Raw genomic sequence first — 12,460 nt, forward strand, 5'->3', positions numbered from 1 at the left:
GGCTCCCTCGCGCCGGCCCCACACCCCCGGCGAGCCTCCCTCGCACCCGGCCCGCGCCGAAACGGCGCCCGCTGCCCCTGCCTGCTGTCTCCTCTCCTGCCTGCCGTACGTCGTCCTCCTGCACATACGCCTGCCACGCCCGCGAAGCGGGTCCGGATTCCAGGGAGTCGCATGTCCGCCATGTCCCAGACCACCGCGTCGTCGCTCCGGGGCCGTATCGGATGCGATGTGCGCAGCGGCCACTACGCCGTACCGCACCGCTACCGCCTGCACCTCTCACTCTCCTGTCCGACCGGTCTCGAAATCGCCGTCACCCACAGCCTGTTGGGCCTCCGCGATGTCCTCCCGGTGTCGCTGCTGCCCGCCGTCCCCGACGGCCCGGGGGACGGTTACACCGCGCTGCGCCCGCTGTACGAGGCCAGTTCGCACCAGCATCCCGGGCCGGCCGCGGCGCCGGTACTGAGCGACGGATGGACGGGACGGATCGTCAATACGCACGCACCCGACATCCTGCGTGACCTCGCCGAGCGGTTCGGCGGCGATGGTCCGGAGCTGTACCCGCGCCACGCCCGGTACGACATCGAGGCGATCGGGCGGCTCTGCGAGCAGGACATCAGCGATGCCGCGCAAAGCGCCGGGCGGCTCGGCATCGGCAGCCCGGCCTACGGGGCGGCGCTGGGCACCCTGCTTCTGGCGCTGGAGTCCCTGGAGAGCCGACTGGCCGACCGCGACCATGTGCTGGGCGGCGAGGTCACCGCTGCCGACGTCCGGTTGTGGGTGACGCTCGTCCAGCTCGACACCGTGCACCGGTGGCATCTGGACGCCGCAGCGGTACACCGCATCGCCGCCCATCGGCGGTTGTGGTCGTACGCGCGCCGACTGGCTGTCCTTCCCGCCTTTGGCTCCCACCTCGACCTGGACGGCATCGCCCGGCGGCATCATGCGCATTGCCAGGGCCAGGAGGCCGCCGGAGCGGCAGTACAGATCGTGGACTGGACGGCGGCGCACTCGTCCGGACGGTCCGCCATACCGCACCAGCGCTGACCTCCGCGAGAAGCGCTCCCTGGACGTCTTCGCCGGACTCCAGGGGTCGCGTCCTCGCCGACATGCGCGGGCGAGCACTACTGGTGGGCCTGCTCCCCCACGTCACTGGCGTCACCGACGCCTCCGACAGCCTGCTTTTCCGCAACTCGGCGACGCGTGCACCGCTCCGGAGCCGCGCCGGTTCGGCAGGTGCCACCGGCAGGCGACGCCGCTCCCGACCGCCGGACCACAGCCTTGACAGGCCCCTGTGCGGGGAGAAACCTGGTCTTTCCGGCGATTGCCGGAGTTCGGGGGAAACGGGGGAAACATGGTGGGGTACACGTCTACGCGCGTGACACACGGGACACCGGATTCCGGCGCAGAACGCAGATCTACTCAGCCTTCCGCACCCGCATTTCGCTCCGCGGCCGGCCGCACGCCGCCGTTCCGCACCTCGACCGGTCCACGCCTCCACCGCGCCGCGGCCATCGGCGCCGTCCTGGCCCTCGCGCTGCCGCTCGCCGCCTGCTCCTCGGACGCCGCCAGCGGGGGCAGCGGCCGCCCGGTAGCAGCCGCGACACCCTCCGCCTCACCGACACCGACACCGACCATCGACCCCGACCGCTACCGCCGCGCACTGACGGCCGCACTCGGGCCACTGAACAACGCCCTGCGCGCGGTCGACGGCGCGCAGGACGGCAAGCCGCTGAACACCGCGCTCGAAGCGGCGGCGACGAAGGCCGACGCGGCCGCCGACTCCCTCGACACCGCGGAGATACCGGACGACGCCATGACCGGCAACGGCCAACTCGCCGCATCGCTGCGCGCCTTGGGACAGGATCTACGAGACGCCCGCGGCGACGGCAGCCGCTGCGCGACCTCACCGCGCGTCGAGCTGGGCTCCGCCGAGAGCCCCAAGAACGCCGAGGAAGCAGGGCGCGCGCTCACCGCCCTCGGCTACGACGCCCGGCTGCGGCTGCCACGCACGGAGGACCCCGAACACCGGCGGCTCGCCAACGGCAGCTTCGTCCGCGACGGCAGCCGGGGCGGCCTGGGCCGCCTCACGGTCAAGAACGGCACCGGCAGCGACGCGGTGGTGACACTGACCCGCAGCGGGCGCACGGCGTTCTCGGTGTACGTCCGCAAGAGCTCCGAGGCGACCGTACGCAGCGTCAACAGCGGCTCGTACACGGTGTACTTCACCACCGGCGAGGACTGGAACGGCGGCAAGCGGTCCTTCACCCGCGAGTGCAGCTTCGAGAAGTTCGACGATCAGGCGGACTTCCGGACGATCCGGGTCTCGGGCGGCACCCAGTACACGGTGCTGACCTTCAGCCTGAACAAGGTGCTTGGTGGCAACGCCTCCACCAGCCAGGTGCCGCCCGGCGACTTCCCCTCGTAGCGCGTCACGACGTGCCCGGCCGACGCCTGAGCATGCCGGTGTCGTCACGAACGCCGGGGCCGGCTTCAGCAGCCGCCCCCGGCCCGCGACGGCTGCTCCCGGCTCCTCCCGACCGCTTTCGGCCGTCGGGGCATCGGTATCGTGACGCCCCGTGGGCGACAGCACGGTGTTTACTCTTGCGATCGCGGCGCTGACCGGCGGCACCGCGGTCCTCGCCAGCTGGGTGACCAGCCGCGGCAGCACCCGGGCCGCCACGATCCAGGCCGAGATCGCCGCCCGCTCCTCGCGCGCCGAGCGGCTGCGCGAGAGCCGGCGTACGGCGTACCTGGACCTCATCGAACAGACCCACCGCATGGGCGAGTTGTACTGGGAGACCTCGGCGGCACTCCGCCTCGCCGGCTCCGACTCCCGTACGGACACCCTCCGCGTCCTGCACGACCGGGAGGTCGCCGAGTACGCGAAGATCCGCCGCTGCGCACGCGTCGTCGAACTGGAAGGCCCACCCGGTGCCGCCGCGGCGGCCCTCTCCCTGCAGAAGGCGACCGGACCCTTCTACGAGGCGCTCAAGGCCGAACTGTCCGGCGCCCCGGACGCCCGCAGCGCTTTCGACGCCGCGTACAGCCCCTTCTGGAAGGCGCTGGAGAACTTCGTGGATGCGGCGCGCGACGCCCACCAGACCGACTGAGCGCCCGACCACACGACTCCCCTTCTCCTCGGCGCGCAACAGGTGGTGAGGGCGACACCGGCGACCGACCAGTACCGCCCGCCCGGCTGCGTTCCGGCTGTCCGCCCCGGTCCGACGCTGCCTCGGTCAGGTGGACTCTTCGGCCCGCGCCAGGGGCAGCAGCTCCCGGATGTCATGGGGCAAGGAGTGGCTCAGCTTTTCCATCAGCTCCGGTGACAGCGCGGCGTCCAGCACCTCGAAGACCGCGGTCGCCTCCTGGAGGGCGGCTTCCTCCGAGACCCCACCGCGCCAGGCGACACGTCCCGCGAAGATCGTCAGGTCGAAGCGCTCTCCTCCGCTCGGCCGGCCCTCCGCAGGGGCGTGCTCCTCCGACACCCGCAGCATCGGCTCGGCGATCTCGTGCGGCAGCTGCGCGGCCAGATGCTGTGCCAGGCCGGCCGGTACCCGTTCCGCGACCGTCTCCAGCGTCGCCCGTGCGGCTCGTTCCGCCCTTCCCCGGTCCGGCAGTGCGGCGCGCGCCTGCACCAGACCGAGCAACTCGTCGTGCTGCATGATCCTGCCTCCGTTCCCGGAGGGAGGACGGCGCCAGGACCGTCGCCGGTCCCTCCGCTCCGCTGGCCGGCAGCCGCTGCCACACGGCCGCCACACATGCACCGGGCGGGTTTCCGCTGAGCCCCGGCCGAAACCGCTGCGGCCGCCGGAATCACGGGATGCCCGTCGACCGGCCTGCCGCGGCCCTTCACTCGGAGAGTGGCAGCAGGATTCCGGCGGCCCAGATCCAGGTCGAGCCCCTCAGCCCGTCCGGCCTGCGGCAGACGTCCTCACGATCGGCCGAAACAGCCCCATGACGCCGCTCGGTCAGACAAACCCGTCAGACAAACCCGTCAGGCAATTCCTCAGACAAAGCTGTACGCGGGCAGAGGCCCGCGGAGCCGGAGGGAGAAGTCCTCGCCCAGCTCGTCGGCCAGTTCCTTCTCGGCGGAGACGAAACCCTCCTCGCGGCCGCTCTCCACCAGGAAGGAGACGTTCAGGAAGTCCTCGCCTGCCGGCTGCGAGACCCGCTCTTCGCGGGCCAACCGGCCCAGCGCTCCGACGACTTGCGCCGCCTGTGCGTCCTGGCGCGCCCGCACTTCCTGGGCGATCAGCTCCCCGAGGGCGGCCGGCAGGCCGGGGCGGCCCCGGCCACTCCTGATCTCCTCGTTGAGCCCGCGCGCCTCCTCGGAGTCCAGCAGGATCCGGCGCAGCAGCGAGCCCTCGTCCCGCGTGGCCTTCAGGTGGTATTCGGCGCAGCCCTCCAGAACACGCAGCCGGGTCGTGTACTTCTCCGCGCGCTCCTCCAACGCCATCCGTACGACCTCGTCGTCCGGTGCGGTGAGGCCGAACTGCAGTGGCAGGAGCGTGCCGTCGGCCATCAGCCGTTCCTGGACGGCCTGGTGGGCGGCGAGGTCGCGGCGCTTGGGACGCAGACCCTCCGGCGTGTCACTGACGACCGCGGCGAGCTTCCCGCTCGGCACGGTGCGAAGAGCGGAAGGCGGGTCACCCACCCCGTCGAGGCCGTCCAGACGCTGCGGATGCGTGGACGCGACGACCGAGTAGACATACACAGCCATGGTCATTCCTTCCGGCCCCGGGCGGGCAGGGGCGCCGGACGCTCCCCCGTCTCCTCCAGCTCCGTCTCCCTCCCGTCGCTTCCGCCCCCCTCAAGTACGCCGGTCACTTCTTCCGCCACTTCTTCCGCGGCGCCGGTGAGCGCGTCCTTGCCGTTCCCGTGTGACGAGCCCTCGGTCACCCCTCCGACAAGATCGGTCAGCGGGGGCGGGGCCTTGCGCCCGGCCTCCAGATCGATCCGGTTGCAGGCCTCCGCGAAGCGCAGGTTGGTGTCCACGCTCGCGACGATGTGGTCGTCGATCTTGAGCACTCCGATGCCGGCCAAGGAGAGGCGCGCGAACACGTCGATGATCAGGCCGCGATCGAGAATCAGATCCAGGATGTCGTAGAGATTGCCCGACCCGGCGCCCCCACCCCTGGACATCGTTTCTCCGCTTTGCTGCACCACAGTCACGGCGCCTCCCTTCTGGCCCGCCATCACGCCGGTGGTCCGGGGCCGCGTATCGGTTCCAGTACCTCGGCGTCGCGAGCCGGCCGTCTTCGGTCTGCTTTCACGGCGGAGACGGACTCGGCGGCCGCCCGAGGGGGTCCGGGAGCTGGTCGGCCGCGTAGCGCACGGCGCGCGGCGTCGAAACGCGGCAGGGCCCGCGCTTCGCTTCACTTTTTCCTCGGCTGCCGGTCCGCACACCGCCGGTGCGATCGGCGGCCTGCTTGCCGGATGTGCGCCGACCACCGTCCGGGGCGTCCTCTTCGCTTGCGGCCATGTTCCTTCTCCGGCATCGGAGGCGACATGCTGCCCGCGCCATTACATAAGAGGCGCTTTGCGCGTATATACGACACTACAGGACACAGAGCGCCAAATGGCGCATATCGAGCCGCTACCCACCCAGCGCGACCGCCCTTCCCCGCGCCCCCGAAATGACGTCGCACGACGGCGTCGGCACCGGGTCCGCGGGCCGGCTGCGACCGTCGGGCCCCCGCCTCGACGCCGACGCCCCCGGGGGCCGTACCACCGCTCCACCCGGACGCCAGGTGCCGGGGGGACACTGCATCGCAGGTCACAGAGCCGACTCCGCCGGCCTGCGGATCGAACGCCGGCCGCCGCCCGCGCACAGCGACGACTTTGTGCCATTCGCAGGCAGGGCCCTGTGCCACGGGGGTCGGACAGGAGATATCTTGATGTCGAGCAATGTTGCAGACGTGGAGCGGAGCACCGGTGACTGACTCGACCATCATCTATACGCACACCGACGAGGCCCCGGCCCTGGCGACGTATTCGTTCCTGCCTGTGATCGAGGCATACGCCTCGACGGCCGGGGTGAGCGTGGAGAGCCGCGATATCTCCCTTGCGGGACGGATCATCGCCGGCTTCCCCGAGCGTCTTGAGCCGAGCCGGCGCATCGATGACGCACTGGCCGAGCTCGGCGAGCTGGCCAAGACGCCCGGCGCGAACATCATCAAGCTGCCGAACATCTCGGCGTCCATCCCGCAGCTGAAGGCGGCCATCGCCGAGCTGCAGGAGCAGGGCTACGCGCTGCCCGACTACCCGGACGACCCGAAGACCGACGAGGAGAAGGACGTCCGGGCGCGCTACGACAAGGTCAAGGGCAGCGCGGTCAACCCCGTCCTGCGCGAGGGCAACTCCGACCGCCGCGCCCCCGCCTCGGTGAAGAACTACGCCAAGGCGCACCCGCACCGCATGGGCGCCTGGACGGCCGACTCGAAGACCAACGTCGCGCACATGGACGCCGACGACTTCCGCTCCACCGAGAAGTCCGCGATCATCCGCGAGGACGGCTCGCTGCGGATCGAGCTGGTGGGCGACGACGGCAGCACCACGGTCCTGCGCGAGTCGGTACCGGTCCTGGCCGGCGAGGTCGTCGACGGCTCCGTCATGCGGGTCGCGGTCCTGCGTGAGTTCCTCACCGCGCAGATCGCCCGCGCCAAGGCCGAGGGCGTGCTGTTCTCGGTGCACCTGAAGGCCACGATGATGAAGGTCTCCGACCCGATCATCTTCGGTCACGTCGTGCGGGCCTTCTTCCCCAAGACGTTCGCCGCGCACGGCGAGACGCTCGCCGCGGCCGGCCTGACCCCGAACGATGGGCTCGGCGGCATCCTCAAGGGCCTGGAGTCGCTGCCCGAGGGCCCGAAGATCAAGGCGTCCTTCGAGGCCGAGCTCGCCGAGGGTCCCGAGCTGGCGATGGTCGACTCCGACCGCGGCATCACCAACCTGCACGTCCCGAGCGATGTCATCGTCGACGCCTCCATGCCGGCGATGATCCGCACCTCCGGCCACATGTGGGGCCCCGACGGCAACGAGGCCGACACCCTCGCCGTCATCCCCGACAGCAGCTACGCCGGCATCTACCAGGTCGTCATCGACGACTGCCGCGCCAACGGCGCCTACGACCCGTCGACGATGGGCTCGGTGCCCAACGTCGGCCTCATGGCGCAGAAGGCCGAGGAGTACGGCAGCCACGACAAGACCTTCGAGATCCCCACCACCGGTACGGTGCGGGTCGTCGACACCAACGGCGACGCCGTGCTGGAGCACGTGGTCGGCGCGGGCGACATCTGGCGCATGTGCCAGACCAAGGACCTGCCGATCAGGGACTGGGTCAAGCTGGCCGTCTCCCGTGCCCGCGCGACCGGCAGCCCGGCCGTGTTCTGGCTCGACGAGGGCCGCGCGCACGACGCGAGGCTCATCGAGAAGGTCAAGGCGTACCTCCCCGAGCACGACACCGACGGTCTGCAGATCGAGATCATGGCCCCGGCCGACGCGATCGCGTTCTCCCTGGAGCGCATCCGCCGCGGCGAGGACACCATCTCGGTCACCGGCAACGTCCTGCGCGACTACCTGACCGACCTGTTCCCGATCCTCGAGCTCGGCACCAGCGCCAAGATGCTCTCGATCGTCCCGCTCATGAACGGCGGCGGACTGTTCGAGACCGGCGCCGGCGGCTCCGCGCCCAAGCACGTGCAGCAGCTCGTCAAGGAGAACTACCTGCGCTGGGACAGCCTGGGCGAGTTCCTGGCCCTCGCGGTGAGCTTCGAGCACCTCGCGCAGACCACCAACAACGCGCGTGCCCAGATCCTCGCCGACACGCTCGACCGCGCGACTGCCACCTTCCTTGAGGAGGACAAGTCGCCGAGCCGGAAGCTGGGCGGCATCGACAACCGCGGCAGCCACTTCTACCTGGCGCTCTACTGGGCCCAGGAGTTGGCGAAGCAGACCGAGGACGCGCAGCTCGCGGAGGCGTTCGCGGCCCTGGCCAAGACGCTGAAGGAGCAGGAGCAGACGATCGTCGACGAACTGATCGCCGTCCAGGGCTCCCCGGCCGACATCGGTGGCTACTACCACCCCGCCGACGCCAAGGCCGCCGCCGTCATGCGCCCGTCGAAGACCTTCAGCCAGGCCCTCACCAACCTCGGCTGACAAGGCAACCGCGAAGGTCGGACCCCCGAAGCGCGGTCATCGCCCCGATGCGATCCCCGATGCCCCTGGGGCCCTCCCCTCGCACCAGCTCCGCCCCGGCAGGCACGCCCCGCCGGGGCGGAGCTGTCTCCGCAGGCTCACACCCTCCGGACCCAGCTCATCAGCCATCGCCCCTGAATCACCACAAAACAATCTCTGTGCCCACAAAGCGACCCCTGCACTGCGCCGCTGCGACGTGGCGCCGATCACGGCATCCCCTCAGGCGATACCGATGAAAAGATCGGAAAAGCAGGGCGCTAGCATATGAGCACCGCCTAGCTCGAAAGATAAACCTGTGACTGTCAATGACGACTCGTTCACCAACTGGAAAAACCGCGAGGAGATCGCGGAGTCGATGATCCCGATCATCGGGAAGCTGCACCGCGAGCGGGACGTCACGGTCCTGCTTCACAGCCGCTCCCTGGTGAACAAGTCGGTGGTCAGCATCCTCAAGACCCACCGGTTCGCCCGCCAGATAGCCGGCGCGGAGCTCTCGGTCACCGAGACGCTGCCGTTCCTGCAGGCCCTCACCACGCTCGATCTCGGCCCCTCGCAGATCGACATCGGCATGCTCGCCGCGACGTACCGGACCGACGACCGCGGTCTGTCGGTGGCGGAATTCACCGCCGAGGCCGTCGCCGGCGCCACGGGCGCCGACAAGATCGAGCGCCGTGAGCCCCGCGACGTCGTCCTCTACGGCTTCGGCCGCATCGGCCGCCTCGTCGCCCGCCTGCTGATCGAGAAGGCCGGCTCCGGCAATGGCCTGCGGCTGCGCGCCGTCGTCGTCCGCCAGGGCGGCGAGCAGGATCTCGTCAAGCGCGCCTCCCTGCTGCGCCGCGACTCCATCCACGGCCAGTTCCAGGGCACGATCACCGTCGACGAGGCGAACAGCACGATCATCGCCAACGGCAACGAGATCAAGGTGATCTACGCCAACGACCCGTCGGAGGTCGACTACACGGCGTACGGCCTCAAGGACGCCATCCTCATCGACAACACGGGTAAGTGGCGCGACCGCGAGGGCCTGTCGAAGCACCTCCGCCCGGGCATCGACAAGGTCGTCCTGACCGCACCGGGCAAGGGCGACGTTCCCAACATCGTCCACGGCGTCAACCACGACACCATCAAGCCGGACGAGCAGATCCTCTCCTGCGCGTCCTGCACCACCAACGCGATCGTCCCGCCGCTGAAGGCCATGGCGGACGAGTACGGCGTCCTGCGCGGTCACGTGGAGACCGTCCACTCGTTCACCAACGACCAGAACCTGCTGGACAACTACCACAACTCCGACCGGCGCGGCCGCTCGGCGCCGCTCAACATGGTCCTCACCGAGACCGGCGCCGCCTCCGCCGTCGCCAAGGCGCTGCCCGACCTCAAGGCGCGCATCACCGGCAGCTCCATCCGCGTCCCGGTGCCGAACGTCTCGATCGCGATCCTCAACCTCCGGCTCGCACGCGAGACCACCCGCGAGGAGGTCCTCGACTACCTCCGTGATGTGTCGCTGTCCTCTCCGCTGAAGCGCCAGATCGACTTCATCAGCGCCCCCGACGCGGTCTCCAGCGACTTCATCGGCTCGCGCCACTCCTCGATCATCGACGCCGGCGCCACCAAGGTCGAGGGCGACGACGCGATCCTCTACCTCTGGTACGACAACGAGTTCGGCTACTCCTGCCAGGTCATCCGCGTCGTGCAGCACGTCTCCGGGGTGGAGTACCCGACCTACCCGGCCCCCGCGGTCTGATCACGGCGGACCACTCGATCCCGCGCCCGGCAGGCGGCGTGGCGATGGGCGACATCCAGGTGCCGACGGCATCCGATGTTCCCCGCCGCCACCCGCAGGCCGGGCGCAGGCATCAGTACGCGCGACAGCGGCCGCGTCCCGCTCATGACGCCCCACCGAAAGCGCCACGCCGCGCCGGCAGGAACTTCCCACCCCTCCCCGGGCGCACGTTGAAACCCTCCCCCGCACACGGCAATCACCGTTCGGCGCGGAGGACGACCGACCCGGCGTGGGCCTACCATGATGGGGCTTCTCTCTGCTGAGAGAACATCGGCGGTCAGCGTGTTATTAGCCCTTCCGCGCTGGCCGTCACCCTTGCCCGCCGGCCGGTCCTCGCCCCTCACTTGAGCTACGCCGGTATTCCGTAGCGAGGCGCCCCACCACACCCCGGACCACCGCAGGCATCCCCAGCACTTTCCTCAATCCCCCCTGCGCGCCTGCCATTTCGACATGCCCGCGCCGCGCCCTGCCGCCAGGCATCACTCCCGCCGCACGCGAACAGACCTTGCCGACAACGAGTCACCCACGCCACGATCACGGGCCCTCCTGCGAAGACAAGGCCGCCAACACTCCAAAGGATTCAAGGCGGTGGGCAAATGGGTGACGGCGCACCGGTTCCCGTGACCGCGCCGAGGGGATTCCCGTTGCCCGCTGGGAGGGAACAGCGAACGGCCCTGTGTGCCGACGTCGGGAACACGTCTTCTTGATGACGGGCAGCGACCTGTCGCGACCTTGCCGGCAATGTCGACCGACGCGAATCGGAGGAGGAACGCGATGCGCCGTCGGAATCGGGGGAACGTCGACGGGCTGCGCGGGTCGTCCCGTCACCTTCCTGCCGCGCCGCCTCCGCCGCGGTCGGCACACGGCGTTCAGGGCATGGCGCGCCGACGGTCACCTCTGTTCCCCCCTCACGACAGCGCCAAATAGCCAGAACATAGTCAGATTTCCATACAGGTAATGAAGGGCTGAGGGTTTTATGCGCAAGCTTCAGCAGGTCGCGCTTATCGTCGCAGCAGCCGGCGGTCTGACCGCCACCGGCGCCGGCGTGAGCATCGCCGACGTTCCCGTCGGGTACAACGGGGCCGCTCCGCAGGCGCCTGCTCCGCAGCAGGCCCCCCAGGCAACCGCCTGGACCGCCTCCGAGGCCACGTCGCACGCCTACGGATCGGCCACCGTCCCGCAGCAGGCCGCTCCCCAGGCCGCCCCCCAGGGCGCTCCCCAGGGTGCCGCTCCGCAGCAGGCGCCTCAGGTCAGTCCGCAGCTCAACCCGCAGCTCAACCCGCAGCTCTCCCCGACGGTCTCGCAGGTCGTGCCGCAGTCCGCTCCGCAGCAGCAGACCAACGGCTTCCGCCCGTACCAGGAGTGCAGCCCGCAGTCCCTGCTCGACGCGAACGTCCCGGTCGGCCTGCTCGCCGCACCGTCGACCAAGGGCTTCACCTGCACCCAGTCCAACAGCCAGGCCAACGCCTTCGCGACCGCCAGGTAAGTCGGCTGAACCCGCCGGCAGAGCACACCGCGGCCCTTCGGGGAACTCCTCGAAGGGCCCGCTTCTGCCGTCGGCATCACCGAGAGCGCTCTGCGCCGCGCCGCCGAACAGGTGGTTCCGCACAGCGCTCTGCGGCTGTTTCCGCTTGTAGAAGCCCTGAACTAGAGGGATTCATGGGCGGCTTCCGAGTTCTTGCTCGCGTATTCCGGCGCGTCGCGTGCGGTCACGGGCGAGCAACTAATAACCTCCCAAATTGTACGAAGTCCGTACATCACAGCCACTTCGCTTCAATCCTCGGAGGAGAAATGCGTAAGCTCCACAAGGCCGCTGTCGTGGCCGCCGCCCTGGGCAGCCTCGGTTTCATGGGCGCGGGCACCGCGTTCGCCGGTGGCCCCGGCGGCGACTTCGACATCAAGCAGAGCACGTCGTGCAAGTCCCACGACCTGAACGTCGATGTCCTCGGTGAGGTCGGGATCCTCAACGGCCTGCTGGGCAACGCGCTCAACGGCGAGGGCGACCCGGGCGCTCAGTCCACCCACCTGGGCTCGAGCATGGGCTGCAACAACAAGGCGTTCTGATCCACGGTTGATCCCGTAGATCCCTGAAGGGGTCCCGGCGCCCGAGCAACAAGGGTCGCGCCGGGGCCCCTTTGCCATGCCCCGAACCCTCATACGCGATGGCGAAGTGGGACGAGTGTTCCGGATTCTGACGCCGCCCTCTCGTCAACTCCGCTTTCCGCAATTCGCTGAAAATACGATGAGTATCCTGCGAATTGGGCGGCCACCACCGCAGGCAAATCTGCCGGCTGTCGGACGGGCGAGTGCGAGCCGCCGGACCGATTCCGCCTCGCCAGACGCGTGACGCCCGCAGCTCCGAAATATCTGCGCCGAACAGATTCCCCCATCACTGCCGTCCGCCACGAGAACACCACGGTTCCGCTGCGCGATGAGGCCGACCGGCTCGCCCTCTACGGCCGAACAGGCACCCGGCTCGCCGAACTA

10 protein-coding genes are annotated in these 12,460 nt (G+C 69.7%); 7 read left to right on the plus strand and 3 right to left on the minus strand.

What is annotated here, in order from left to right:
• The first annotated feature begins 171 nt into the window (after positions 1-171).
• From QOM21_RS09575 to QOM21_RS09585, 3 genes are all read left to right on the plus strand, one after another.
• Positions 172-1,044 (plus strand): glutathione S-transferase C-terminal domain-containing protein, encoded by an 873-nt coding sequence (locus QOM21_RS09575; protein WP_407549330.1) that lies wholly within the window; start codon positions 172-174, stop codon positions 1,042-1,044.
• A 331-nt stretch (positions 1,045-1,375) separates the two neighbouring features.
• Positions 1,376-2,425 (plus strand): hypothetical protein, encoded by a 1,050-nt coding sequence (locus QOM21_RS09580; RefSeq protein ID WP_407549331.1) that lies wholly within the window; start codon positions 1,376-1,378, stop codon positions 2,423-2,425.
• Between the two features lie 151 nt (positions 2,426-2,576).
• On the plus strand, positions 2,577-3,110 hold the full coding sequence (locus QOM21_RS09585) for a hypothetical protein (RefSeq protein ID WP_407549332.1): 534 nt from the start codon (positions 2,577-2,579) through the stop codon (positions 3,108-3,110).
• A gap of 126 nt (positions 3,111-3,236) precedes the next feature.
• Here the strand turns inward: QOM21_RS09585 and QOM21_RS09590 are convergent, their stop codons facing one another.
• The 3 genes from QOM21_RS09590 to gvpJ all read right to left on the minus strand — a co-directional run bounded on the left by QOM21_RS09590 (position 3,237) and on the right by gvpJ (position 5,172).
• Complete coding sequence (locus QOM21_RS09590; RefSeq protein ID WP_407549334.1) at positions 3,237-3,662, minus strand: DUF2267 domain-containing protein; 426 nt, start codon at positions 3,660-3,662, stop codon at positions 3,237-3,239.
• Positions 3,663-4,006: 344 nt separating this feature from the next.
• On the minus strand, positions 4,007-4,720 hold the full coding sequence (locus QOM21_RS09595; protein WP_407549336.1) for a GvpL/GvpF family gas vesicle protein: 714 nt from the start codon (positions 4,718-4,720) through the stop codon (positions 4,007-4,009).
• A 2-nt stretch (positions 4,721-4,722) separates the two neighbouring features.
• Positions 4,723-5,172 (minus strand): gas vesicle protein GvpJ, encoded by a 450-nt coding sequence (gene gvpJ / locus QOM21_RS09600; RefSeq protein ID WP_407549338.1) that lies wholly within the window; start codon positions 5,170-5,172, stop codon positions 4,723-4,725.
• Between the two features lie 762 nt (positions 5,173-5,934).
• On the opposite strand from gvpJ, the gene QOM21_RS09605 reads away from it, so the two are divergent.
• The 4 genes from QOM21_RS09605 (at position 5,935) to QOM21_RS09620 (ending at position 12,037) form a co-directional block, all read left to right on the plus strand.
• Positions 5,935-8,154: an NADP-dependent isocitrate dehydrogenase gene (locus QOM21_RS09605; protein ID WP_407549340.1), complete on the plus strand. Its 2,220-nt coding sequence runs from the start codon at positions 5,935-5,937 to the stop codon at positions 8,152-8,154.
• A gap of 334 nt (positions 8,155-8,488) precedes the next feature.
• The gene (locus QOM21_RS09610) at positions 8,489-9,934 is read left to right on the plus strand and encodes a glyceraldehyde-3-phosphate dehydrogenase (protein ID WP_407549341.1); all 1,446 of its coding nucleotides are present in this window, start codon (positions 8,489-8,491) and stop codon (positions 9,932-9,934) included.
• Between the two features lie 1,015 nt (positions 9,935-10,949).
• Complete coding sequence (locus QOM21_RS09615; protein ID WP_407549343.1) at positions 10,950-11,459, plus strand: hypothetical protein; 510 nt, start codon at positions 10,950-10,952, stop codon at positions 11,457-11,459.
• A gap of 305 nt (positions 11,460-11,764) precedes the next feature.
• Entirely contained in the window at positions 11,765-12,037 is a 273-nt protein-coding gene (locus QOM21_RS09620; RefSeq protein WP_407549345.1) for a hypothetical protein, read from the plus strand.
• The last annotated feature ends 423 nt before the right edge of the window (positions 12,038-12,460 follow it).

This window comes from Streptomyces sp. Pv4-95 (assembly GCF_045782725.1).
Taxonomy (GTDB): domain Bacteria; phylum Actinomycetota; class Actinomycetes; order Streptomycetales; family Streptomycetaceae; genus Streptomyces.

What these genes read in the sequence shown, in the direction of transcription:
- QOM21_RS09595 (WP_407549336.1), bottom strand. Translation starts at nt 4,720, where the DNA reads ATGGCTGTGTATGTCTACTCGGTCGTCGCGTCCACGCATCCGCAGCGT.
- QOM21_RS09575 (WP_407549330.1), top strand. Translation starts at nt 172, where the DNA reads ATGTCCGCCATGTCCCAGACCACCGCGTCGTCGCTCCGGGGCCGTATC.
- QOM21_RS09615 (WP_407549343.1), top strand. Translation starts at nt 10,950, where the DNA reads ATGCGCAAGCTTCAGCAGGTCGCGCTTATCGTCGCAGCAGCCGGCGGT.
- QOM21_RS09590 (WP_407549334.1), bottom strand. Translation starts at nt 3,662, where the DNA reads ATGCAGCACGACGAGTTGCTCGGTCTGGTGCAGGCGCGCGCCGCACTG.
- QOM21_RS09620 (WP_407549345.1), top strand. Translation starts at nt 11,765, where the DNA reads ATGCGTAAGCTCCACAAGGCCGCTGTCGTGGCCGCCGCCCTGGGCAGC.